Below are 24,344 nucleotides of genomic sequence, written 5' to 3'. Positions count from 1 at the left end.
TTGTCGCGTTGAGGAGGCGCATATTACGCTTCTCACTTCGAAAGTCAAGCGATAGTTTTCGCTTTTCTTTCGGCGCCCACTTCGCTAAGAAGCTGGCTCATCAGTTCGGCGTGTTCCGCCGTGCTGGTAGGGGCGCATTATAGGGAGCCGCGCCGGGATGACAAGGGCTTTTTGCAAAAATGCGCTCGTTTGCTGAAAAAGCGAACTGAACGCCCCAAAACAGCCCATTGGCACCTCTTTTACGCCGCTTTTTTACTCAACTCTTCGTTTTGTGCCCGGATATAGTTGACCCAGCTGGTTGCCTTCTGTTGCCAGTTATTTTGTTGCTGCAGCTCACGGGCCAGTTCCAGCGCCTGGGCATACTGCTCCTTATTAAGGTGTGCCTGCACCAGCAACGCTTTGGCGCGATTGCCTTGCTCGCCCTTCACAGACTTGATGGCGGCAAGTTGGGTCATAGCAGCATCAGTCTTGCCCTGTTGCAGCAGCAGTTCGGCGGCGCGCATGGCGGCTTTGGGCTGACCGTGCAGGTTGGCCAACTGTTGCCAGCTATCGACCGCTTGTGACCACTCCCGGGCACCTTCCCATAATTGGGCAAGCAGTTGACGATTTTCAGCACTTTGCTTCATCTGTCCCTTGGCCATGGCCGCTTCCAGCAGACGAGCACCACGATAAGGCAACCCTTGCCAGGCATAGAGGCGGATCAGCTGATTGCGGGCAGATGCATCATCCATCAGTTTTCTGTCGATGGCAGTTTGCAGCAATGCCAACGCCTGATCGCCACGTTTGGCGGAGAGGTTGAGCGATACCGCCTGTTGCCACCATTTGCTCTCTTTGGGTTCGTGGCTGATCAACTCGGCCGCCTGATCGGCAGCCACGCCATAACGTTGCTGAGCGGTGAGGGCGGAGAGGCGAATGATGGCGGCCTGCTTCTGCCAACCCTTCTTCAACAACTGTTCGCTCTGGCTGGCAGCGTCACCGTACTGTTTGTTGTGGTAATAGAGGCCGGCCAGACGCAGGCGCAGCCCATCGTCTTGCTTCAGTGCCAGCGCCGCCTTGTAGCTGGCGATGGCACCAGACCAGTTGGATTGCTGGGCCTGAATATCGCCGCGCAGTCGCAGCAGCTGGAGCTGTTGTTGCTCGGGCCACTCTTTATAGGCAAGGGCCTGTTCGACATAACGGCTCGCCTGGGCGGTCTGTTGCAGATTGGCCGCCAGCGAGGCTTGCAACTGCGCCAGCCAGGCACGCTCGGCATCGCTATTTGGCTTGAGGCCGGATGCCTTACTCTGGGCTTGTTGCCACTGACCGGACTGATAGAGCTTCATAACGGGTTCAAGCTGACGGGAGAAGTGGGGGCTGACCTCCATCGCCAGACAGGCTTGGCCGACCAGGGCCAGCAGACAGATCCAGATCCGCAACATAGCTATGACTCCAGTTTGAATTTGAGCGTGATGACTTGCACCAGCTTGTCGGTGGCGCCCGGTCTCGGCTGATAGCGCCACTTGTTGATCGCCTGAATGGCCGCCCGCTCGAACTGACGCTTGGGTTTGGCCTCGACCACTTCCACATCCTGCACGCCACCTTCGGCATTCACGCTAAAGCGCAGGGTGACGAAACCTTCGATCCCTGACTGCTGGGCACGATAGGGGTAGACCGGCTCGATCCGTTGCAGCGGCATCAGCATGTCACCGGCGCCGATACCTGCCCCCTGCTGCTGGCCGTGGTAGTTGCCACTCAATACCGGTGCGGTACTGGTCGCCACACCGGGGGCATAGACCTGCACCGCACTGAGGCTGGAAACCAGATCCAGACTCGGCTCAACGGCCGCCAAGGGGGCCGCGGCAGGCATCGGCAGCGGTGTCGAGGCCAATGCCGCGGGAGGCTCTGGCAGAGGTTCAGGCTCCTGCGGTACCGGACGCTCGCGCACTTGCACCTCGGTCACCTCGTTCTGCATATTGATGACGATGGGCTTCTGTTCGCTCGCCACCTTCTCGCCCCGGGGCGGTTCAACCAGCGTGGCCATAAACAGCAGGATGCCCAGACTGAGGGCGATCCCCAGCCCCAGGCTCATCAGCTTGTATTTCATTTCGGCGCCACCGCCACGGCGATATTGGCGATGCCTGCCGCCTTGGCCTCATCCATCACCCGCACCACCTTGCCATGGGGCACTCGCTCGTCGGCCTGGATCACCAGGCTGGCATCAGGTTGCTCCGCCAGCAGACGGGCGATGGTGGCCTGTACCCGCTCCACATCGATCTGCTTGCGGTCGAGGAAGATCTGACCCTGAGCCCCGATCGCCAGCATGATGCTGGAAGATTTCTGCGCCTTGGCCTGACTGGCCTGAGGTCTGTGTACCTCGAGCCCGGCTTCGCGCACGAAGGAGGTGGTGACAATAAAGAAGATCAGCATGATGAACACGATATCCAGCATGGGGGTCATGTCGATCTGCACTTCGTCACGCTGGCGTTTGGATTGCCGTCTCATTGCATTACCTTCTCTTCTCGCAGGCCGTCCCGGGTCTTGGCCAGCGCACGCTTGGCCTGACTCTCGAGCCGACTGAGTAACAACACGCCGGAGAGCGCCACCACCATGCCCGCCATGGTGGGGATGGTGGCGCGGGAGATCCCGCCTGCCATGCTCTCCGGGTTAAAGCGGTTGGCCGCAGCCAACGCATCGAATACGCCGATCATGCCGGTCACTGTGCCCAGCAACCCCAGCATGGGGCAGAGCACCACCAGGGTGCGGATGAAGATCAGATGACGGTTCAGTTCCAGCTCCGCCTGCGCCAGCCAGCGGCTGCGGATTGCCCGGGCGTGCCAACTGTGGCGCTCGCTGCGGGCCTGCCAGCGGCCGAGCAGCTGTTGCTGCAAGGGGCCAAAACCCAGATTGAGGTAGAGCAGCCGCTCGATCATCAAAATCCACATCAGCACCAGCAGGGCCAGAATGACCCAGAGCACAGGGCCGCCACGGCCCATGAAACTCTGCAGCTGTTGCCAGATGTCGAGCATCATGCTGCTCGCTCCATCCCGCCGTTATTGCTCTCGGCGCGCTCGGCCAGAATGCCGGCTACCTGCTGCTCCAGCACATTGGAAAGCTCGGTGAAGCGCGATTGCAGCAGGCTGTGGGCCAGGATCAGCGGAATGGCCGCAACCAGACCCTGTACCGTGGTAACCAGCGCCATGGAGATGCCGCCCGCCATGATCTTGGGATCGCCGGTGCCAAACTGGGTGATGGCCTGGAAGGTGCCGATCATCCCGGTCACGGTACCGAGCAGACCCAGCATGGGGGCGATGGCCGCGATTACCTTGACCATGCCGATGCCGCGCTCCATGCGAGGAGTCTCCTGCAGGATCGCCTCATCAAGACGCAGCTCGAGGGTCTCCATGCTCAGCTCGGAGTGTTTGTCTGCCACCGTCAGCACTCGGCCGAGGGCGTTGTCGGCGTGATACTCGCCGCTCTTGAGCTGGCGGCGCACCCGACCCAGTTCGCGGGAGAGGCTCCACAGCCGTACCGCAGCGATACCCAAACCGATGGCGGCCAACAGCACGATAATGGCGCCGACCTGACCACCTTGTTGTACCTGCTGCCAGAAGGTGGGCGCCTGTGCCAGCATCGCCAGCAGAGTGCCATGCGAAGGATCCAGCGGCAGCGCTTCCCCTTCCTGACCCTGATAAGCCGCAACGGCAGAGAGCACGCTGCCGGGCAGACCCAGTACCGGGCTCAAGCCTTCGGCGGTCGGTTGCAGGAAGCCGTCACTCCCCAGCAGGGCAAAACTGCCAACCCGGGTCAGCGACTGCTCGCTGGCAGCCCCCTGGGCATCGAGCACCTTGCCGTTGAACTGGGCAATCCGGCCAGATTCGCGGATCTCCTGCAGCAGCGTGGCGGGTAGCAGGGCGAGGGCGGCGCGATCCGGCACCTGTTTATCCTGTGCCATTGCTTTCAGCGGGGCGAGACGTTCCGGGTACTGGCCCTCGACGGCGGATTCGCTCAGCAGCTTGACCGCATCGCTGGCGCCCTGACGGGTGACAGCGAAGATCTCGTTCATGTCGCCGGAGGCTTGCTCCCACTGGGCGTTGAGCTCGACCAGCTGCTTCTCGTTGCTGGCGAACTTGCCAGCCAGCTCCTTGCTCAGGCGCTGGGCCTCGGCCAGTCTGGTGCGGGCAGTGCCGAGCTCCTTGGCAACGGTCGCCAGATCTTGCTGAGCCTGCTGTTCACGAGCCTGTTCCTGCTGCTGCCACTCATCGGCGACAGCGGTGTTGGTACCGCAGGAGAGGGCAATAAGGAGGGGGAACCACTTCATGGTGACTCTCATGATTGGGCCTCCTGACTACGGCTGACAGAGAGGGGGACATTGAGCAACTGGGGAACTTTCTTGTCGGCGGCCACATCCATCGCCTCGGCGATGGGGGAGAGCCACTGGCTGTCGAGGGCTTGCCACTGCTTAGCCTCGGCAGACCAGCGCCATGCCTGACTACGATCGGCCGTCATCGCCAGCAGGGAGACCCGACCCAACGCCAGCACATCGACCCGACGCGGAGCACCATCCAGCTCCAGCTCGGCGGAATAGCTGTCCATCCGGCTGCCGTACTCGGCTTCAATCTGATAGGCCTGCAGCAGCTGACGGAATTTCTCTGCCTCGCTAACGTCTGCGCGGGCCAGGGTCGCTTTCAACTGTTCAACCCGCGCCAGCCGATCTTCCTTGCGCAGCGGGATGTCGTTTTGCACCAGCTGTTCCAGATCTGCCTGCATCTGCAGCATCAGCGGGATCAAGCCCTGACGGGTCTCTTGCACCGCTTCCAGCTGCTGACTCAATTTACCCAGCTCATTTTGCTGATCGGCCACCAGAGATTGCATGTAGCGGTTGTAGGCTTCGAGGTCGCGCAGTTGAAGCTGGGCATTTTGCAGCTCCAGTCGTGCGGCAACGGCGGCATCGGCGGCTTTTTCCACCCGCTGCTGGGAGGCTTTCCCGGCAGCTATGCTGTTCTTGAGGGCGGTAGCAACCAGCTCATCCCCGATGGCAGCAAAGTGGACTGACAGTGGCAGCAGGGCCACACCCCATAATTTGTTCATTGAAATACATCTTACTAATGATAACTATTATCATTATCTCAAATGTGGGGCGGACTGGCAACGAGAGGATTTTCTTGGCCTTTATGCACAAAAACAGGATAATTTTTAGACACGCACGGAATAAGTGGCGCCAATAGCCACCGCACAAATATAAATAACGAGAAAAAATCTTTTCGATCAGTGTGATAGAGATCGAAAAAGGAGAAAGTCATGCTCAACGATGCGATCTGGGAACATATCGACAAGTTCACCAAGGCAACAAAAACCAGCGATATCCAGCAACAACTGGAACGCTTCAGTCATCAAATGGGCTTTGATTACTTCCGGCTGTTGATTATTTTCCCCATCAGCATGCAGAAATCCCACGTGGCACTATTCAACAACTGTCCGACCAGCTGGTTTGACGCCTACAGCGAAAACCAGTATCTGACCCAGGATCCGGTGGTCTATCTGGGGCTGAAACAGACCCAGCCTATCTTCTGGAACAAACTCGACTGCGACTCGCCCTGGCTGCCCAGCGCCAGCCGCGATGTGATGAATCTGGCTGCCGATTTCGGGGTGCGCAACGGCGTATCCTTCCCGCTCCACACCCCGCAGGGGGAGCACGGTATCCTCTCATTCATCACCAAGGAGAAGTCCAACTCTGATCTGATGTTTGAAAACGTTCCCTTGCTGTCATTCTGCGCCAGCTACATCTTCAACTCCGCGCTGCAACTGATCAAAAGCCGGCCTGACCTGATGAAGTACCTGACCGAACTGTCGGATCGGGAGAAGGAGTGCCTGTTCTGGGCCAGCGAGGGCAAGACCTCCTGGGAGATCGCCACTATCCTCGGCATCAGCGAGCGGACGGTCAACTTTCACCTGACCCAGGTGACCAACAAGACCGACTCGAAGAACCGCAGCCAGGCCATCGCCAAGGGGATCACCAGCGGCATCATAGTGCCCTCCCTCGATGAGGTCACCATCACCAACCTGCGGCTGTCGTAACCCCTCAGCCGAAACAAAAAGAGCCGCAATAGCGGCTCTTTTTCATTTCAGAAAGTGACTGATCAAAAGTGACTTACTCAACAGTCACCGATTTTGCCAGGTTGCGCGGCTGGTCGACGTCAGTGCCCTTGATCAGGGCGACGTGGTAGGAGAGCAGCTGCAGCGGCACGGTATAGACGATAGGGGCGATCACCTCTTCCACATGGTTGAGGTTCATGACCCGCATGGTCTCGTCGCTCTTGAAGCCGGTGTCGGCATCGGCGAACACGTAGAGGATACCGCCACGGGCACGCACCTCTTCCACGTTGGACTTGAGCTTCTCCAACAGATCGTTGTTCGGCGCCACCACTATGATGGGCATCTCGGCATCGATCAGCGCCAGCGGGCCATGCTTCAGCTCGCCAGCGGCGTAGGCTTCGGCGTGGATGTAGGAGATCTCTTTGAGCTTGAGCGCCCCTTCCATGGCGATGGGGTACTGGCTGCCACGACCGAGGAACAGGCTGTGCTGCTTGTCGGCAAACTCTTCGGCCAGGGTTTCGATATCCTTGGCCAGCGCCAGGCTCTCTTTAATACGCAGCGGCAAGGCTTGCAGCGCCTTGACCAGTTCGGCCTCGGCGGACGCGCTCAGGTGGCCACGGCAGTGACCGACCGAGGCCACCAGCATCAGCAGGCCAGCCAACTGGGTGGTGAACGCCTTGGTGGAGGCCACACCAATCTCTGCCCCCGCGCGGGTCATAAAGGCCAGATCCGATTCACGCACCAGCGAGGAGCCCGGCACGTTGCAGATAGCCAGCGAGCTCATGTAGCCGGATTCCTTGGCCAGACGCAGCGCCGCCAGGGTATCGGCGGTCTCGCCACTCTGGGAGAGGGTCACCAGCAGGCTGTTGGGACGCACTACCGATTTGCGATAGCGGAACTCGGAGGCAATCTCCACATCGCAGGAGACGCCGGCGATCTCTTCGAACCAGTAGCGAGCCACCATGCCGGAGTGATAGGAGGTGCCGCAGGCAACGATCTGCACGTGCTCGACCTTGTCAAAGATGGCGCGCGCGCCGTTGCCGAACGATTCGACCACCACGTGATCGCTGCCCAGACGCCCTTCCAGGGTGTTGGTGATCGCTTTGGGCTGCTCGTGGATCTCCTTGAGCATGTAGTGACGGTATTCGCCCTTGTCACCGGCATCGTGGGAGAGTTCGGACTCCTGCTCTTCGCGCACCACGGCGTTGCCGTTGGTATCGAAGATGTGCACGTCGCGGCGGGTCACTTCGGCCACATCACCCTCTTCCAGAAAGATGAAACGGCGGGTCACCGGCAGCAGCGCCATCTGGTCGGAGGCGATAAAGTTCTCGCCTATACCGCGGCCGATCACCAGCGGTGAACCGGAGCGGGCAACCACCACGCGGCTGTCGTCGCGGCTGTCCATCACCACGGTACCGTAGGCACCGCGCAGCTGCTTCACCGCAGTTTGCATGGCGGCCAGCAGGCTGCCGGCGCTCTTCAGCTCGTGATGGACCAGATGGGCAATCACTTCGGTATCGGTGTCGGAGCTGAACACATAGCCCAGCGCCTTCAACTCTTCCCGCAGCTCTTCGTGGTTCTCGATGATGCCGTTGTGCACCACCACGATATGCTCGGAGACGTGAGGGTGAGCGTTGCGTTCGGAGGGCTCGCCGTGAGTGGCCCAGCGGGTATGAGCGATGCCGGTACCGCCGTGGACGGACTGCTCGTCGAGCGCCTTGGCCAGCTCGGCCACCTTGCCCAGACGGCGAACCCGCTGCAACGGCTGGTTGGCGCTGAACACGGCCACACCGGCGGAGTCATAACCGCGGTACTCCAGACGGCGCAGGCCCTCTACCAGAATTTCAGCCACATCACGTTGGGCGACAGCCCCGACGATGCCACACATACACTTCTCCTTGAGATGCAAATCGTAAAGTCAGTTGGATGGTTCAGAGCTCGATGTCAGCAAGTGACCGGGGCGCAGATAAGCGTCACCCCCTGGGCTTGAATCTGTTCTCTGGCCTCGCTGGCCAGCCCCTCGTCGGTCACCAGGGTATGGATGCTCGACCAGGGAAGTTCGAGATTGGGGATCTTGCGGCCGATCTTTTCCGATTCGACCATCACAATGACCTCCCGCGACACCTCGGCCATGACCCGCGACAGGCCCACCAGCTCGTTGAAGGTGGTGGTGCCACGCTCCGGGTCGATGCCGTCGGCACCGATAAAGAGCTGGTCAAAGTCGTAGGAGCGCAACACCTGTTCCGCCACCTGCCCCTGGAAGGATTCGGAGTGAGGGTCCCAAGTGCCACCGGTCATTAACAGGGTAGGCTCATTTTCCAACTCGCGCAGGGCACCGGCCACATTGAGGGAGTTGGTCATCACGATGAGGCCGCGCTTGTTGCCCAGCATGGGGATCATGGCGCTGGTGGTGCTGCCGCTGTCGATGATGACGCGGTTGTGATCACGCAGCCGCTCGGCCGCCGCACGGGCAATGGCTAACTTTCGGTTCGAAACTTGTTCAGGGTTGACCTCGACCACCATCTCGTTCGGCAAGGGAACGGCACCACCATAACGGCGCAGCAGCAGACCGCCGGTCTCCAGTACGGCCAGATCTTTACGGATAGTCACTTCGGAGGTAGAAAAGTGTTTGGCGAGGGCGTCGACGCTCACTTCACCCTGCTCTTGTACCAGGGTCACTATGGTGTGACGGCGTTGTTGAGTATTACGTTTGGTCATTTTTAAGTTTCGATTCGAAAGAACATCGAAATGTTAGCCCCTTTTTTGGAAAAATAAAACAGCAAATAGGATCCGTTTTGCTTCAATGCCAGAATGAGGAGCCGATTTGCGACGAGGATGCCATGCAAAAGAGAGTTATCTGGCTGGTGGAAGATGAGGCCAGCATCGCCGATACCCTGATTTATGCCCTGCAGACCGATGGCTTCGAGGTGGAGTGGTTCACTCTGGGCCAACAGCTGCTGAGCCGGTTGGCCCAGAGCCGGCCCGACTTTCTGATCCTCGATGTGGGGCTGCCCGACATCAGCGGCTTCGAGCTCTGCAAGCAGGTCAGAACGCTGACCGACACTCCCCTGATGTTCCTCACTGCCCGCAGCGAGGAGATTGATCGGCTGATCGGGCTGGAGATTGGCGCCGACGACTATGTGGCCAAACCCTTCTCGCCACGGGAGGTGTGTGCCCGGGTGCGGGTCATCCTGCGCCGCAGCCAGCCCTCGGCCCAGCCAGCCCCGCTACTGGCACTGGATGAGGAACGAGCCCGTATTCACTTTCGCGGTCAACCGCTGGCCCTCACCCGTTACGAATATCTGCTGCTCAAGACCCTGATGCAGGCGCCTGGCCGGGTCTACTCCCGCCAGCAGCTGATGGATCTGGTATGGCAGGATGCCGAAGAGAGTCTGGATCGCACCGTCGATACCCACATCAAGACCATCCGCGCCAAGCTGCGCGAGCATGATCCCGAAGCCAACCTGATCCTCACCCATCGTGGACTGGGCTACAGCCTGGAGCTGGCATGAGACTCGGACTGCAACTGTTGTGCGGCCTGCTGCTGATCTTCGCGCTGGCCGCCTGGTTCGTGCTGGAGATCTTCGTCGAGGAGATCAAACCTGGGGTGCGCAGCGCCACCGAGGATACCCTGGTCGACATGACCCAGCTGCTGGCGCCGCTGGCGCTCGATGATCTGCAAGAGGGCAACATGATGAACGGGCGGCTGGCCAGCGCCTTCGCCCGCCTCAACCAGAATCCCATCAATGCGATGATCGACGGCCATCTCAAACAGCAGGCGGAGTACCGCATCTATGTGACGGATCGGCAGGGGATGGTGATTTACGACTCCGACGGCACAGATCTGGGCAAGGATTATTCCCGCTGGAACGATGTCTACCGCACCCTGCGCGGTCAGTATGGCGCCCGCAGCACCCGCACCGATCCCGACGATGCCGCCAGCTCGACCATGTATGTGGCGGCACCGCTGCGGGAGGGGACAGAGATCATCGGCTCTCTCACCGTCGCCAAACCCAATCGCACCCTGATGCCCGCCATCGAGCGGGGTGAACGGGAACTGCTGCAGGCCGCCGGCCAGATGCTGTTCATCTCGCTATTGATCGGCAGTCTGCTGGTTTGGTGGCTCAACCGCTCCATCGGCAAACTGGTGCACTATGCCGAATCGGTCAGCAAGGGGGAGGCGGCGCCACTACCGCAACTGCACACCGTCGAGCTGGATCGGCTCGGCCACGCCCTCGAAACCATGCGCCACCAGCTCGATGGCAAGAGCTATATCGAGGGCTATGTCCACAGCCTGACCCACGAGTTGAAGAGCCCGTTGGCCGCCATTCGCGGGGCAGGGGAGATCCTGGCCGAAACGCCGCCCCCCGAGGTGGCCAGGCGCTTTATCGGCAACATCAATCAGGAGAGTGCCCGCATGCAGCAGCTGATCGAACGGATGCTGCAACTGGCTCGGCTGGAGTCGGGTCAGGGGCTGGATCGGCAAGCGGTAGATCCAGCCGGGCTCGGCAAGCGGGCGCTCGATGCCCGCCAGATTATCGCCCAGCGCCGGCAGGTAGCGCTGATGGCCGAGCTGGCCAGCGCGCCGAAACAGAAGTGGGACCCGCTGCTGGTGGAGCAGGCCATCGGCAACCTGCTGGACAACGCCATCGACTTTTCACCGGCAGGCGCCAGCGTCACTCTCAGCGGCACTCTTCAGGAGGATGGCTACTGTTTTCGGGTCACCGATAGCGGCCCCGGCATTCCCGACTACGCCCTGCCACGGATCTTCGAGCGCTTCTACTCCCTGCCGCGCCCCGACAAGGGCAAGAGCAGTGGTCTCGGGCTCAGTTTCGCCCATGAGGTGGCCCACCAGCATGGCGGGCGTCTGACCCTCGCCAATCGGCCGGAAGGTGGCGCCATCGCCGAATTCTGGCTGCCGCTCATCTAGCAACGGCCACTTCACATTCACCACACAGAGTGGCGCTATCCTGCCGCTCTTTCACTTATCAACCCAAGGAATCGCCCCATGTCTCGCCTGCTTCTTTCCGGCCTGCTGGCTACCGGTCTGCTCTGCGCAGTGCCGGCCTCCGCCGCCAGCGGCTGTTTTCTCTATGCCGACGGCAACGGTCAGACCCTCTCCAGCGAAGGGGACTGCTCCAGCCAGCTGCCGCCCGCATCCACCTTCAAGATCCCGCTGGCACTGATGGGTTATGACAGTGGCTTTCTGGTGGATGAAGAGCATCCGGCGCTGCCCTACAAGCCGAGCTATGACGGCTGGCTGCCCGCCTGGCGCGAAACCACTACCCCGCGCCGTTGGGAAACCTACTCTGTAGTCTGGTTCTCCCAGCAGATCACCGAGTGGTTGGGGATGGAGCGCTTCCAGCAATACGTCGACCGCTTCGACTACGGCAACCGGGATCTCTCCGGCAATCCGGGCAAGCATGACGGCCTGACCCAGGCCTGGCTCAGCTCCAGCCTCGCCATCAGTCCGGAGGAGCAGGCTCGCTTCCTCGGCAAGATGGTGAGCGGCAAGCTGCCGGTCTCGGCGCAGACCCTGCAGTACACCGCCAATATCCTCAAGGTGAGCGAGATCGACGGCTGGCAGATCCACGGCAAGACCGGCATGGGCTACCCGAAGAAGCTGGATGGCAGCCTCAACCGCGATCAGCAGATCGGCTGGTTCGTCGGCTGGGCCAGCAAACCGGGCAAGCAGCTGATCTTCGTCCACACAGTAGTGCAGAAACCGGGCAAGCAATTCGCCTCGCTCAAAGCGAAAGAAGAGGTGCTGGCCGCCCTGTCCGCACAACTCAAGAAGCTCTGATCCCCACATAACCTGACGACAGGGCTGGAGGCCAAAGCTTCGCAGCCCGCTCCGATCATCAGGGTCAGCCCGCCGACACCGGGCTGACCGCCATCCGCACAAGAGACAAAAATGAAATTATTCCTGTGGCTGCTCTGGCTTCCGGCCAGCATGGCACTGGCCGCCTGCGACCTCTCCGATCGCCTGAGTCGGCAAGGGGGAGTCATCCATGATCGGCTCAACCAGCTCGAATGGCAGGCGTGCAGTCTGGGCAGCGAGTGGCAGGAGGGGAAAGGGTGCGTGGGCACACCGGCCCTGCTGACGCTGCTTGAAGCCAAGGATGAAGCGGCCCGCCTTGGCGAGGGGTGGCGACTCCCCACCATCGAGGAGATGCCGGAACTGGTCTACTACATCGACTTTATACACGGAGTGATCGATGGTCATACCGATCGCTTCGCGCAAGCCGCCCGGCTGGTGCGCTCCCGCCCCTGAACAATCCCACGGCGCCTGATGGCGCCGTTTTGCTCAGTTCACAGCCACTTCACACAAGCCCATCACCACTTCACGCCGGACTGACAGACTCGCTCCACAGAACAAGGAGACGTGTCATGGTCAAACAGATATTCACCCACAAGATCTTTCTGCTGCTGTTGCTCAGCCTGCTGCTGATGGTACCGGTGCAATCCATCATGGAGCTCAACCGGGAGCGGCAGATTTACCGCAATCAGGCGATCCAGAGCATCATGGCCAGCAGCAGTGGCCCGCAACGGCTGATGGGGCCGGTTATCGTGCAGCCCTATACCCGTTCGGTGACGGTCGAGCAGGATGGCAAGCGCTTCGTCCGTCAGGAGCAGACCTATCGCTACCTGCTGCCGGAACAGCTCGACGTGCAGGCCACCATGGAGGTGACCCCGCGCAAACTCGGCATCTATCAGGCGCAGGTCTATCAGACCCGGCTCTCCCTCTCCGGCCGTTTGCCGACAGCCGCTCAACTACAAGAGAGCGCGCCGCTCGCCGGGGATGACGAGCTGGTGGCAGGCAAACCCTACCTGAGTCTGGTGCTCTCCGATGCCCGCGGCATCAACAGCGTGCCCGAGTTGCAGCTCGGCAAGCAGCGCACCCCCTTTGCTCCGGGAGCCCGCCTCGGCAGCACCCTGGCCGGGATCCATGCTCCTCTCGACAGCCTGCCGCAGCAGGATGGCACCTTCCATCTGGAGCTCAATCTACAGGGGATGAACGCCCTCGACATAGTCCCGCTGGGCAAGGAGAGCACCCTGCAGCTGGCGGGCAACTGGCCCCACCCCAACTTTATCGGCGACTTCCTGCCGACCAGTCGCAGCCTCAATCAGGAGGGGTTCAGCGCCAGCTGGCAGACCAGCTGGTTCGCCACCGATATGGAGAGCCGCTTCAACCGGGCGATGAACGGCGGGGAGGACGTGTTGCCCACCTTCAGCGTCAGTCTGGTGCAACCGGTGGATCACTATCAGCTCAACGAGCGGGCGGCCAAATATGCCCTGCTCTTCATCGGCCTCACCTTTATCAGCTTCTTCATGTTCGAACTGCTCAAGGGGCTGCGGGTCCACCCGATCCAGTACGCGCTGGTGGGCATGGGGCTGGCCATCTTCTATCTGGTGCTACTGGCCCTGACCGAACACCTCGGCTTTGGCTGGGCCTATCTGGTGGCCGCGCTGGCCAGCGTGCTGCTCAACGGCTTCTACCTCAGTCATGTGCTGGGTGGCCCGAAGCAGGGGATCGGCTTTGCTGCGCTGCTCGGGCTGGTCTATGCCATCCTCTACAGCCTGCTGCAGGCCGAAGAGATAGCTCTGCTGCTCGGCGCCCTGCTGCTGTTCGCCACCCTGGCGCTGATCATGATGCTGACCCGCAAGCTCGACTGGTATCAGGTGATGGGGCAACAGAGTGTCGAGTCCCGCCCAGCCGGACATGACAATGACGACTGAGGGCACAACCTCCGTCAATCTCTGACCTAGACAACAAAGGCTTCAGTCGGTTCTTCTCGAAAAAAGCGGAACCGGCTGGGCCTTTGTCCGCCAATTTCCTAGCATGCAACCATGTTCCACAGGCGGACGATCACATGAAAATGCATCCGGGCAGGATCCTGCTCTATTCCGGCTTGCTATGGGCTCAGGGAGCTCTGGCCGGTACCCTCACCATTCATCCCGAACCGGTCGAAGACCTCTTGCACAATCCCGGCGTCGGTATCGAAGAGTTTCACAACAGCTGGGGTCATCCCCTCTCTCTGGCTGAACATCCGGTCAGCACGGTCGACTACTTCCGCTTCTACTGGAGCGAGCTGGAGCCACGGGAGGGCGAATACAACTTTGCCCTGATCGACAGGGCCATCGATCAGGCACAGCACGCCACCCCGAAACAGTCGATCGCCCTCAGGGTCATGACCCTTGATGAGCCCTTCTCTGGCAGCAAGATCCCGGAGTGGCTCATCAACAAGGGGATTCGGGGAGAGTGGGTGAACAACCACCAGACCTTTGTGCCCGACTACAGCGACCCGCAGTTCCTCGCCAGTGCCACCCGGCTGTTTCAGGCGCTGGGCGCCCATTACGATGGCAACCCGGCGCTGAGTCATGTCGACATCGGCATGATAGGTTCATGGGGAGAGTGGCACATGAGCAACTTCCCCGGTCCGACGCTGGAGCAGCGCTACAGCAGCGAGCAGCTCAAACCCTATGTTGACCTGCAGATGGCCGCTTTTCCGCGAACCCCCAAGCTGATGCTGATCAACAACCTGCCCATGTTCGAGTATGCCGTGGGCAAGGGAGCCGGCTGGCGGGCAGACTGCCTCGGCGACTGGCACCACTTCTCCCAAAACTGGAGCCACATGCGCAATGCCTACCCGGAACGACTGGCGAGCGCCCGCGCCGATGTGGCGAACTTCGATTCCAGCTGGCAGAGGGCTCCGGTCAGTTTCGAGGTGTGCGGCAAGCTGAGCGAGTGGCCAGGCCAGCAGCAGTACACCATGGAGGAGGTCAAGGCCACCTTTGACTGGGCGCTGGCCCAACACGCCTCCACCATCAATCTCAAGTCGGATCCGGTTCCACCCCAATATCGACCCATCGTCGACAATGCTCTGCGCAAGATGGGCTATCGCATCGTGCTGGACCAGCTGACCCTCAAGGGAACCATGAAGCCGGGGGCTACCCTTACCCTCAACGGCGACTGGCACAACGACGGGGTAGCGCCGGCCTATCGCAACTGGCCGCTCACCTACCGGCTGGTCAACGAGGAAGGCCTGGTCGGCGCCATGCTGGTGACCCGCAACGACATGACCCGCTGGATCCCGGGCAGCAAGGCTACCACTCGCGACAGCCTGACTCTACCGGGCCGGATGGCACGCGGTCACTACTATCTCGAGCTGGCCTTCATCGGTCAGGACAAGCAGCCCGCACTGCAGCTCGGTATTGCAGGCCTGGAAGAGAGTGGCTGGTATCGTCTGGCCGAGATCGACATCCAGTAACGCAAGAGGGCTCCCGCAGGAGCCCTCTTTCATCACATCAGCACGCTCTTTTTGAACAGATCCCACACCCCGAACGAGAAGTGCTTGAAGATGTCGATGCCAAGGGCCGACTTCACCAGATAGAGCAGCAGCACCATGCCGCAGATCCCCAGAAGCAACAGCAGGGTAGTCAGCAGCACCTTGAGGTGAAAGCGAAAGCCGCTTTCCCGCCCGCGATGACGGCGATCCCGTCCCATCAACACCACCAGATAGCAGCGCCAGCGACCGATGCCGAAGGCGCTGTTGACGTTGATGGCGTGTGACTTGCCATCACTCATCAGCCGCAGCGCCTGCTCGATACCGTCGCGCTGAGTTTCACTCAGGCTCTCGGCCACCTCGGGGGAGAGAGCACGGTAGAAGCGGTCGATCGCCCCCTGCGGTTTCTGCGGTAATTGGCTCATTGGTTTTCTCCTGCGGGTATGCCCAGAGCCTTGCGGTAGACCGCCATGGTCTGGCCAGCGATCCGCTGCCAGTCATACCGCTGCAGATAGTCGCTGTAATCGACCTTGCCGCGAGTCAACTGGGTGTTGAGTCGCTCAGCCAGCGCACTCACATCGCCGACCGGAAAATAACACTCCTGTTGCAGCGCCACCGCCAGATTGGCGGGAATGTCGCTCACCACCACCGGCAGGGAGAAGGAGAGCGCCTCCAGCAGGGCGATCGGCAGCCCCTCGTGATAAGAGGGCATGGCAAACAGGGCCGCCTGTGAAAAGACGCTGATCAGCGCCTCGCCATTGAGGAAACCGGTACGGATCACCCCTGGTGTTTCATCCGCTATCCGCTGCAAGTGCTCGCTGTAGGGGGTTGGGTGATCCGTATCCCCCACCAGTACCAGCGGCATCTCGGTATCGAGCTGGCGGTAGGCGGCGATGAGATCGTGCAGCCCCTTCTCTTCGACGAAGCGGCCCACCGCCACCAGATAGCTGCCAGCGGTCAGTCCGAAACGGGCCAGCGTCAGTTCCCTCTTGTCCACTGCAGGCAGCTCGACCCGTTTCACCCCGTTGTAGATGAGGTGGGCATCCTGGCGATCGTACTGTCGGCGGATGGCCTCGTTGATCACTTCGGAGATGACGATCACCTCACTGGCATAACGTACCGCCCAGCGCTCGCCAAGACGCAACACCCACTTGGCCAGCGCCCCCCACTTCTGGCGGTCATAGTCGGGACCGTGATGGGTAAAGACCACCCGCTTGCCAAGCAACCTCAGCAGCGGCACCACCAGCCCCGGGCCGATGGCATGGACATGCACCAGATCGCAGGCATGGCTGCGGCAGTAAAAAACCGCGAGCAGAGAGTGGAGGATTGCCTCCAGCGACTTCTTTTTGGGGGCGGGCAACGCCTCGAGAGCCACCCCTTCAAACTCGCCGCTTCGGTAATTCACATAGGGGGCACGAGCCAGCACGGTCGCCGCCACTTCGAACTGGCGGTGCAGCTCCGGGTAGAGGGACTGACAATGGGTTTCGACACCGCCCAGTACATGGGGGATCCCACGGGTACCGAGCACGGTCACACTAATCTGCTTCATGATCTTCTCGAATGATTCTGGCGGGATTGCCCGCAACAACGGCGCGAGCCGGGACGGAACGAGTAACGACGGCGCCGGCACCGACACAGACATGATCACCAATGGCGATGGCCCCGATAACGATGGCGCCGGTGCCGAACTCGACCCCGTCCCCCACGCTGGGCGAGAGAAGCTGGCCGCTTTGGCGATCAGGCTTGTTGCCCAGGGTGCAGTTGTGGCGCAGGATGCAGTCACGCCCCATCTGCACGCCGTCACCGATGACGATATTCTGCGGGTGATAGAGGCGCAGGCCCCAACCCAGCCGGGCTCTTGGCGAGATATCGAGGCCGCACAGCAGCTTGAATACCTTGAGCAGCAACAAGCAGGGCAGCCTCATAAAGCGGCCTCCCTGTGCCAGCCGGTAGCAGAGCAGGAACAGGCGCGCCGTCTTGCTCGGATTGAGCGCCAGTTCGGCTTTCAACTCGTGCCAGAAGCTCATCTCTGCTCCTCCAGCAACGACTGGTAGAGCGCCAGCAGGGCTTGTTGGTGGCTAGCGAGGGAGTAACTGTCGATCAGCCGCTGACGGGCCGAACGCCCCATGGCCGCCGTCTGCTCCGGCTCGGCCACCAGCCTATCCATGCAGCGGGCCAGCTCGTCGGCATTACCCGCCTCGAACAGCAAGCCATCGAAACCGTCGCGGATCTGCTCCGGAATCCCGCCAATTCGAGCCCCGATCACCGGTTTGCCATAGGCCATCGCCTCCAGTACCGACATGGAGCAGTTCTCGTACCACTCGGACGGCACCACCACTGCCTTGGCGTGACGCAGCAGATCGAGCAACGCTTCCCCCTGCTTGAACCCCAGCAGTTCGGCATTGGGATAATGCTGCCCGAGGTGCGCCTGCAGCGGGCCACCGCCCACAATTTTGAGACCCGCCGGCCGCGTCATGCGCTGATGGGCACGGGCAAGCGTCTCGACCCCTTTCTCGGCCATCAGGCGCCCGAGGAACAGAAAGTACCCACGATCCTCTCCACTTTCGCGGCTCGACTCGACATCGATACCATTGAGGATCACCTCGATGCGGGAAGCAGGCAGCCGGGTGCGAAGCATCCCGGCCATGAAGGCGCTCGGCGCAACCAATGCATCAACCTGCTCGTAGTTGCGACGCCACTGCTGCCAGGCCGCCTCGGCAGAGAGCAGCAGGCTCTTGCCCCACGACCCCTCCTGCCACTGATGGCGAAACAGCTTGAGCCAGGAACCCTCGATCCGGGTCAGATCGAACGGCTCGCCATCGACCAGCATGCTGTAATTGGGACAGGCCACCTTGTAGTCGTGGGCTGTCAGCACCGTCTTGCAGCCCAGGGATTTGGCCACCCGGATGATCGCCGGGGTGAGCTGGTGGTAGATGTTGTGAAAGTGAACGATATCGGGCCGCTCTGCACGGATAAGCTCCGCCAGCCGATCACAGGCCTCCTGATTGTGGATGAAGCGAACGGCGATCTTCAGCCGATCGAAGAGCCCGTGCCGCTGGTGATAATCGACGTTGGCCGGAAAGTAGCCACTCTGGGGCGAGGGGAGGTTATCCGGATGCTGCATGGCAAAGTCGATCACCTGATGACCCGCCTGACGCACCATCTCCCGCTCCTGAAAGAGGACTGTCTCGGCCCCCCCCTTCATGAAAAAGAACTTGTTGGCAAAGAGCACCTTCACGGCAATGACTCCTGGATCAGACGATGGGCGGGCGCCTCGCGCGCAGAGCGCTGGGGCAACAGCAGGCCGCGCACCAGCCCGGCTGCATAGATGGAGAGGTTCATGACACTGCGCAGGGCATCTTGCAGGGAGCGGTTCTTCAACCACTTGAGAGCGATGAAGCCACCCAGCGGTGTCAGTGCCAGCAACGGCAACCAGAACGGCAGTCCGGCTACGAAAAGCAGCACGCAGAACAGGAGTGTCAGCAGGTAGAGTCCGAACAGCAGCTCGGAGCGGATCACCGACAGCACCTCGCGAAAATAGGGCTGCCCCCACGCCGAGCGCACCAGCTCGCCGCTGGCAAACAGATACCCCATGCGCCAGCGGTAACGGATCAGGGCAAGGGAGTCCATGGTGTGGGAGGTGTGAAAGAAGAAGGGGACATCGAGCCGCTCCAGCCGATAGCCCGCCTGACGCAGCCGGATACCCAGCTCCGCCTCTTCGTAACCGTGCAGGTTGCGATTGGTGAGATAGCCGATCTGCTCGATGGCGCTGCGTCGAAACAGGCCGCCACCACACAGCCAGCGCGAATCGCCCAGCGGATAGATCTGGTTGATGCGCTGCTTGCGCGACTTGAACTCATAGCTGTGGGCATCATCCATCTCGGCCCGCCCGGCCACGCCACCGCATTCGGGGTGGGAGTGCATGTGCGCAAGGGCGGCCGGCACAAACTCCGGCTCCAGCTTCATATCGCCATCGAGCAGCAGCAGGAACTCCCCTTCGCTGAAGAGGTAGCCAAGCTGTGGCCCCACGCCGCAACAGCGATCGGCCGGGTCGGTCAGGCTCACCACAGTCCCCCCCAGCTGGCAGGCAATCGCCTGGGTGCGGTCGGTCGAGAGACTGTCCGCCACGATAATCTGGTGGGAATAGTCGGCCAGAGCGCTCCTGATGCTTGCTATGGTGTCGGCAATCCCTGCCTCCTCGTTGTAGGTCTTGATGATGACGGAGATAAGGGGGGATGGAGTCATGACACCTCACAAGAGCTGGTGGCCTGCCGAACCGAAGAACGGATCACCAGGGCGGCACCCAGCACGAAATAGAAGAGGAACTGCTGTACCGGGATCAGCATCAGCAGCTGGCTGTAAGGCAAACTCAGCAGGCAGGCGATCCCGAACGCGATGAAAGCGGGTTGGTAGCTGAGCAGACGCACATCTGCCGCACTCAGCAGCTGGCGATCCAGCAACGGTCGGGGACGGCAGCACCAGAGCAGCAGAACGATCAGCGCGATGAAGATCAGGGTGCCCATCAGTCCCACCTCCCACAGCAACACGCTGAGGGAAGTGGAGTCGAGCAGCACGTTGAACAGGGGGTTGAGAAAACCGGGCAGGGTGCTGCCATGGTTAGTGGTGTTGAGGCCATAACCAAACAGCAGATTGCTGAGACCGTGGTGATCACCGTTGCTGGCCCAGAAAAAGAGCGTCGTCACCCGCCCCAGCTCGCCGGTTTCCGGATTGATGTGGTTGGGATCGAAGATATAGCCGAGGGAGTCGATAAACAGCTCAATGGCCCCCTGTTGTCCGGCCCCCTCGAACGCCGATGAGTAGGAGGCAGCCAGCACCAGAACGGCCACCGCTACCAGTGCCGTCATCGCCAGTGCAATCAGCAGCAGACGCTTGAGGTCATAGCTCTTCATCCCCCTGACATAGCTTGGCGAGAGCCAGACCCAGGCCAGCAGCAAGGGGGACAACAGGATGACGAACTTCACCTCGGCCAGCACGCAGATGGCAAAGGCGGCAAGAATGTGAAAAGCGACCGAACGACGCGAAATGAGGCCGTGGCGAAACTCGGAGAGCTTGATCAGCATCACCAGCAGGCAGAAGAAGCCGAGTGCACCGGTATTGCCGCCCCCCATGGGATCCCCCCCGAAGGTGCCGACCACCGAGTCCCACTTCTCAAACTCGCCGCGCATTGCCACCCGCTTCGGCACCACCACCAGCACCTGAAACAGCACCACCGGGATCTGCAGGTAGAAGACCCACTCCACCAGCTTCATGATGCGGTAAATCTGTGACTCGCGGCAAAAGCCGAGCAACAGGCAGGGAAGCAGCAGAGAGAGCGCCAGCTCGTTCTTGAAACCGATGATAGTCACCATGCCCCCCTGCTGAAGCAGGGTGCCCAGCAGCGCCAGCACCAGCAAGCCACAGTAGAGCAGCAGCAGCACCTTCTCCTGATAGTCGAGCCGCAACGGGCTGTAACGCGTCTGCAGCGGCAGCAACATCAAGGTGGCAATCGCCAGCAGGAAGGGCAGCCAGAGGAAGGCCGTAATACCGGTGACGTACTGGGCCAGGCCGCAGATCACCAGCGACAGCAGCAGATTGGCCTGCATGATGAGGGCACTGTTCACGAGGGCAGCTCCATCCGCCCCTGCAACTCGGCAGCCCGGCGGTTGACCCGCAAAAAGACGAAGCCGTAGCGCACCGCAGTCAGCAGAGAGAAGGCCAGCACGCAGAGCTCGTACTCCTGCTGCAACCAGGGCAACAGCACGAAGGCAATCACTACGACCAGCAGCTGCTCAAGCTGGATCTGCAAAAAGTAGCGGGGCGAGCCGAACACCAGCTCGATTACGGTCAGCGGGCAGATGGCCACCGCAGTAAAGACATAGGGCAACATGTAGCGGGAGGTATCGATGGAGGCGATCCACTCCGCATTGAAGAACCACTTCATCACCAGCGGATAGCAGATGAGGATCCCGAGGGTGGCCGCACTGCCCATCGCCAGCAGCAGCCGCTTCACCTTGCGAAACTCCTCCCCGTTGAAACGGCGCTGGCGAAAATCCTCCGACCATCGCGAGAAGATGGAGTGGCGGATGGCGTTGCCGACAATCACCACGGGTGCCAGACAGAAGCGGTTGACCACGGCAAAGTAGCCCGCCACCAGAGGGGAAAACCAGAAGTTGATCAGCACGGTCGGCAGATTGGCCGTCACCATCGCCAGCACCTCGGCACTGCCGACACCAGCCAGATGCGCTTTATGGCGGGAGAAGAAGTGCAGCAGGTGGCGCGGGGCAGCCTCCCTCAGCATGGCACTGTGCCAGGTAAAGGCAGACCACAACCAGCCCCCGATCACCACCAGCAGCAGACAGGCCCATAACTGATAGAAGTGCGCCATGTCAGGGGCCAACAGCAGACAGAGCAGCACCACGGCGGAGGCCGAGATACGCTGCAGACCAAGCCGCTGGTAGTGGCCGGCCCGCAGGGCCAGATTCTCGGCGATGAGGATCAGCCCGTGGGTCACGGTCAGCAGGTAGAGCGGCCAGAGCGACAGCGAGAAAAAGCAGACCACCACCAGCACATAGGGGATGGGGAGCAGCCAGACCAGCAACAGGGAAAAGATCAGGTTGCCGGGCAGCTCGGTCTCCTCCAGCTTGGGCAACAGCAGTTGCGAGGCAAAGGTGGCAAGCTGGGCACCGATCAGCACCAGACTGTAGCTGAGGGCATAGAGCCCGACCGCAGCCATGTCGAACTTGTGCGACAGTGACCAGACCGAGAACGCCCCGATCAGCTGGGATAGCACGGAAGCACCACCTATGGTGGTGATGCTGCGCAGCAGTTTCATAGCGCACCCCGGGTGGGTGCACCACAGAATCTCAGGTTCTCTGCCCCTTCCAGATCGCGCTCGGAGACCTGGGTCAGCACTGTCCCCAACACCGCCACTCTGGCATCCCGCAGCTGTGCCAACACGCTCAGCACCCGACTGGCCGGCAGCTGGCCGGACTGAACCACATGAATGGCACCATCCAGCGGCTGCCCCAGCAGCAGGGCATCCTTGCCGACTTCCAGCGCAGGGGTGTCCACTATGATGCGGTCAAACTGCCCGGCAAGGGTTACCAGCAGTTCGCTCCAGCGTGGCGAGCCAAGCAGTGCCAGCGGGGAGGAGACCGGCTGGCCAGCCGGCAGCAGGGTCAATCCCTCTTTAGGCACCAGACAGGCAGCCAAATCGGCTTCGCCTGCGAGCAGCTCGGCTAACCCCGGTCTGGCTGCCTGCCCCAGCAACTGGCGACCAAGGGAGCCCCGGCGCAGATCCCCATCCACCAGCAGCACTCGCTCATGGCGGGCAAAGCTGGCGGCACAGAGAGCCGCCAGCGTCGACTTGCCCTCACCAGCACGGGTCGAGGTGATCATGATGCGCTGCAGCTTACCCGGCTCCAGCCGCATGATGGCGTAGAGGTCATCGGCACTGGCCCCCACTCTGGGATTGACCGCCCCCACCCGCAGCAGGGCACTCTGATCCTGCAGGGCAGCCAGCCGCGGGATTTCGCCAAGCACCCGCCCACCGAGCTGGGAGGCCAGCTGGCTCAGACGATCCAGGGTATTGCGCAGCGCTCCGGCAGTGATGACTACCAGCACGGCAACCATGCCCGCCACGATCACCACCATCAGCAGAAAGAGCATCTTGTTTGGCTTGGCTGGCAACAAGGGCACCGATGCCGCATCGTATAGGATGGCATTCGACTCGTGCAGCTGAGCGTTCAGGCGGGTCTCTTCCTGACGGCGGAACAGCTCGTTATAAAGCTGACGGGTCTTGTCGATATTGTTCTTCAGGTTGTTGTACTCATCCTTCTTGACTGCCAGCGAGGAGAACTCCCGCTTCTTCTCGTCAAGCTGGGCGAGGTATTCCTGCTCCTTGCGCTGGCTGCTCTGGTAGCGATCCTCGATACCGTCGGCAATCTCCCGCATCAGCTGGTTTGACTGGGTATTGAGCGCCTTGATGCGTGCTTCGGCCTGCAGAATACGGTCATGCTTGGGGCCATAACGCTTGGCCAGCTCGGAGAGCTCCTGCTGGGCCTTGATGAGGGCGATGCGCAGATCCTGCATCTGGGGATGGTTGGAGACCTCGGGCAGGGAGGCCAGCGCCGCCGGATTGCGACCGTACTCCTGAATGGACTGGAATTCGGCCTGCGCCGCCAGCCGCCGCTCGCGGGCATCCGCGTACTTGTTGGTGATGATGCCGAGCTCTTCGGTTTGCAGACCATCTACGCCGCGAAACGTCAGCAGATCATTGCGGGCAAGAAAATCGCCGAGTTGCTTCTCTTGCTTCTCCAGACTGGCCTTTATCTCCACCAGCCGGCTCTGGTTCCAGTGCGATGCCGTGGTGTTGGCATCGACCCGCTCCTCCACATTGAGATCGATGTAGGTCTGGGCCACCTCATTGGCGACGCTGGCGGCCAGCTCGGGAGAGCGGGATTCGAACCCGATGCTGACCAGCTGGGTATCGCGCACCGGCGAAATAGAAAGATGTTTAGCCAGATACTCCATTGCGTGCTGGTTGCGTGAGGAGGCATCCTCCTGATGTCCGGCACTCCAGAATCCCTTGATGCGGCTAAACCAGCTGTCGGGATTGGGCTGCCCGTTGAATTCCGGCAACTCGGCCAAGCCCAGATGAGTGACCACCTTCTCGGCCACCCGGCGTGACTTGAGCAGCTCGAACTGGGTGTTGTAGTACTCGCGGCGGCTGGTATCGACCCGATAGACGGGCTCGATAGGGGAAGCGCTGTTGGCATCTGCCTTCAGCAGCAGGGTCGCACTGGATTGATAGTAGGGCGGCATGCTGAGGATAAAGGGGGCTGCCGCCAGGGTCACCACGGCGGCAAACAATACCACCTTCCACCAGTTTGCCTTGAGCACCCGCCAGGGGCCGCTGAAATCGAGGCGGCTCTCTAGCGCACGGCCATTTTCAACCAACAATGAAGTCATGAAGAGCGTCCTGGA

23 protein-coding genes are annotated in these 24,344 nt (G+C 61.1%); 7 read left to right on the top strand and 16 right to left on the bottom strand.

The genetic code is table 11. The annotated features are described in order from the left end of the window. Positions 1 to 239: 239 nt before the first annotated feature. Genes G5253_RS17070 through G5253_RS17045 form a run of 6 tightly spaced genes read right to left on the bottom strand, consistent with a single transcriptional unit; the run spans position 240 to position 5,067 of the window. Positions 240 to 1,418, bottom strand: coding sequence for a hypothetical protein (locus G5253_RS17070; protein WP_266135128.1), 1,179 nt, complete (start codon positions 1,416 to 1,418; stop codon positions 240 to 242). A 2-nt stretch (positions 1,419 to 1,420) separates the two neighbouring features. Further along, on the bottom strand, positions 1,421 to 2,083 hold the full coding sequence (locus tag G5253_RS17065) for an energy transducer TonB (RefSeq protein WP_005339371.1): 663 nt from the start codon (positions 2,081 to 2,083) through the stop codon (positions 1,421 to 1,423). Next, entirely contained in the window at positions 2,080 to 2,481 is a 402-nt protein-coding gene (locus G5253_RS17060) for an ExbD/TolR family protein (RefSeq protein WP_005339369.1), read from the bottom strand. The genes G5253_RS17065 and G5253_RS17060 overlap by 4 nt, the downstream gene beginning before the upstream one ends. Beyond that, positions 2,478 to 3,008 carry a MotA/TolQ/ExbB proton channel family protein gene (locus G5253_RS17055; protein WP_005339367.1) on the bottom strand — a complete coding sequence of 177 codons (531 nt, stop codon included), beginning with the start codon at positions 3,006 to 3,008 and terminating at the stop codon, positions 2,478 to 2,480. Before G5253_RS17055 ends, G5253_RS17060 begins: the two co-directional genes overlap by 4 nt. Further along, entirely contained in the window at positions 3,005 to 4,309 is a 1,305-nt protein-coding gene (locus tag G5253_RS17050) for a MotA/TolQ/ExbB proton channel family protein (protein ID WP_376899330.1), read from the bottom strand. Before G5253_RS17050 ends, G5253_RS17055 begins: the two co-directional genes overlap by 4 nt. Further along, positions 4,306 to 5,067: a DUF3450 domain-containing protein gene (locus tag G5253_RS17045; protein ID WP_266135130.1), complete on the bottom strand. Its 762-nt coding sequence runs from the start codon at positions 5,065 to 5,067 to the stop codon at positions 4,306 to 4,308. Before G5253_RS17045 ends, G5253_RS17050 begins: the two co-directional genes overlap by 4 nt. A gap of 210 nt (positions 5,068 to 5,277) precedes the next feature. Between G5253_RS17045 and G5253_RS17040 the strand changes: the two genes are divergently transcribed. Continuing rightward, the gene (locus G5253_RS17040; protein WP_216952456.1) at positions 5,278 to 6,054 is read left to right on the top strand and encodes a helix-turn-helix transcriptional regulator; all 777 of its coding nucleotides are present in this window, start codon (positions 5,278 to 5,280) and stop codon (positions 6,052 to 6,054) included. Between the two features lie 73 nt (positions 6,055 to 6,127). Here G5253_RS17040 and glmS read toward each other — a convergent pair whose 3' ends face one another. Together glmS and G5253_RS17030 are read right to left on the bottom strand one after the other, a co-directional pair. After that, positions 6,128 to 7,960, bottom strand: a complete 1,833-nt coding sequence (gene glmS, locus G5253_RS17035; RefSeq protein WP_216960043.1) for a glutamine--fructose-6-phosphate transaminase (isomerizing) — start codon at positions 7,958 to 7,960, stop codon at positions 6,128 to 6,130. Between the two features lie 56 nt (positions 7,961 to 8,016). Next, positions 8,017 to 8,790 carry a DeoR/GlpR family DNA-binding transcription regulator gene (locus tag G5253_RS17030; RefSeq protein WP_064335026.1) on the bottom strand — a complete coding sequence of 258 codons (774 nt, stop codon included), beginning with the start codon at positions 8,788 to 8,790 and terminating at the stop codon, positions 8,017 to 8,019. A gap of 122 nt (positions 8,791 to 8,912) precedes the next feature. Here G5253_RS17030 and blrA point away from each other — a divergent pair, with 122 nt between their 5' ends. From blrA to G5253_RS17000, 6 genes are all read left to right on the top strand, one after another. After that, the gene (gene blrA, locus G5253_RS17025; protein ID WP_041210465.1) at positions 8,913 to 9,584 is read left to right on the top strand and encodes a beta-lactam response regulator transcription factor BlrA; all 672 of its coding nucleotides are present in this window, start codon (positions 8,913 to 8,915) and stop codon (positions 9,582 to 9,584) included. Beyond that, complete coding sequence (gene blrB / locus G5253_RS17020; RefSeq protein WP_266135131.1) at positions 9,581 to 11,002, top strand: beta-lactam sensor histidine kinase BlrB; 1,422 nt, start codon at positions 9,581 to 9,583, stop codon at positions 11,000 to 11,002. The genes blrA and blrB overlap by 4 nt, the downstream gene beginning before the upstream one ends. Positions 11,003 to 11,080: 78 nt before the next feature. Beyond that, positions 11,081 to 11,875 carry an OXA-12 family class D beta-lactamase gene (gene blaOXA / locus G5253_RS17015; protein ID WP_421203816.1) on the top strand — a complete coding sequence of 265 codons (795 nt, stop codon included), beginning with the start codon at positions 11,081 to 11,083 and terminating at the stop codon, positions 11,873 to 11,875. Between the two features lie 111 nt (positions 11,876 to 11,986). Next, a complete protein-coding gene (locus tag G5253_RS17010; protein ID WP_266135132.1) occupies positions 11,987 to 12,346 on the top strand; it encodes a hypothetical protein in 360 nt (119 codons plus the stop codon). Between the two features lie 116 nt (positions 12,347 to 12,462). After that, positions 12,463 to 13,812 carry a cell envelope integrity protein CreD gene (creD, locus tag G5253_RS17005; RefSeq protein WP_421203814.1) on the top strand — a complete coding sequence of 450 codons (1,350 nt, stop codon included), beginning with the start codon at positions 12,463 to 12,465 and terminating at the stop codon, positions 13,810 to 13,812. Between the two features lie 134 nt (positions 13,813 to 13,946). Then, the gene (locus G5253_RS17000) at positions 13,947 to 15,344 is read left to right on the top strand and encodes a DUF4832 domain-containing protein (RefSeq protein ID WP_421203812.1); all 1,398 of its coding nucleotides are present in this window, start codon (positions 13,947 to 13,949) and stop codon (positions 15,342 to 15,344) included. 32 nt (positions 15,345 to 15,376) lie between these two features. Here the strand turns inward: G5253_RS17000 and G5253_RS16995 are convergent, their stop codons facing one another. Genes G5253_RS16995 through G5253_RS16960 form a run of 8 tightly spaced genes read right to left on the bottom strand, consistent with a single transcriptional unit; the run spans position 15,377 to position 24,329 of the window. Continuing rightward, positions 15,377 to 15,784 (bottom strand): hypothetical protein, encoded by a 408-nt coding sequence (locus G5253_RS16995; RefSeq protein ID WP_033115229.1) that lies wholly within the window; start codon positions 15,782 to 15,784, stop codon positions 15,377 to 15,379. Continuing rightward, a complete protein-coding gene (locus tag G5253_RS16990) occupies positions 15,781 to 16,908 on the bottom strand; it encodes a glycosyltransferase family 4 protein (protein ID WP_421203811.1) in 1,128 nt (375 codons plus the stop codon). Before G5253_RS16990 ends, G5253_RS16995 begins: the two co-directional genes overlap by 4 nt. Continuing rightward, positions 16,895 to 17,386 (bottom strand): serine acetyltransferase, encoded by a 492-nt coding sequence (locus G5253_RS16985; RefSeq protein WP_421203809.1) that lies wholly within the window; start codon positions 17,384 to 17,386, stop codon positions 16,895 to 16,897. Before G5253_RS16985 ends, G5253_RS16990 begins: the two co-directional genes overlap by 14 nt. Beyond that, positions 17,383 to 18,597 carry a glycosyltransferase family 4 protein gene (locus tag G5253_RS16980; RefSeq protein WP_421203808.1) on the bottom strand — a complete coding sequence of 405 codons (1,215 nt, stop codon included), beginning with the start codon at positions 18,595 to 18,597 and terminating at the stop codon, positions 17,383 to 17,385. The genes G5253_RS16985 and G5253_RS16980 overlap by 4 nt, the downstream gene beginning before the upstream one ends. Then, positions 18,594 to 19,604, bottom strand: coding sequence for a glycosyltransferase family 2 protein (locus G5253_RS16975; protein WP_421203805.1), 1,011 nt, complete (start codon positions 19,602 to 19,604; stop codon positions 18,594 to 18,596). Before G5253_RS16975 ends, G5253_RS16980 begins: the two co-directional genes overlap by 4 nt. Then, the gene (locus G5253_RS16970) at positions 19,601 to 20,980 is read right to left on the bottom strand and encodes a capsular biosynthesis protein (RefSeq protein ID WP_421203804.1); all 1,380 of its coding nucleotides are present in this window, start codon (positions 20,978 to 20,980) and stop codon (positions 19,601 to 19,603) included. Before G5253_RS16970 ends, G5253_RS16975 begins: the two co-directional genes overlap by 4 nt. Next, positions 20,977 to 22,191: a lipopolysaccharide biosynthesis protein gene (locus tag G5253_RS16965; RefSeq protein ID WP_266135140.1), complete on the bottom strand. Its 1,215-nt coding sequence runs from the start codon at positions 22,189 to 22,191 to the stop codon at positions 20,977 to 20,979. Before G5253_RS16965 ends, G5253_RS16970 begins: the two co-directional genes overlap by 4 nt. Beyond that, on the bottom strand, positions 22,188 to 24,329 hold the full coding sequence (locus G5253_RS16960; RefSeq protein WP_421203801.1) for a GumC family protein: 2,142 nt from the start codon (positions 24,327 to 24,329) through the stop codon (positions 22,188 to 22,190). The genes G5253_RS16965 and G5253_RS16960 overlap by 4 nt, the downstream gene beginning before the upstream one ends. Positions 24,330 to 24,344: the final 15 nt, after the last annotated feature.

Source organism: Aeromonas sp. 602658, from assembly GCF_049173005.1.
GTDB classification, from domain to species: Bacteria; Pseudomonadota; Gammaproteobacteria; order Enterobacterales; family Aeromonadaceae; genus Aeromonas; species Aeromonas veronii_A.
Note: the sequence above shows the minus strand (reverse complement) of the source record. Positions and strands in the feature narration are given on the sequence as shown.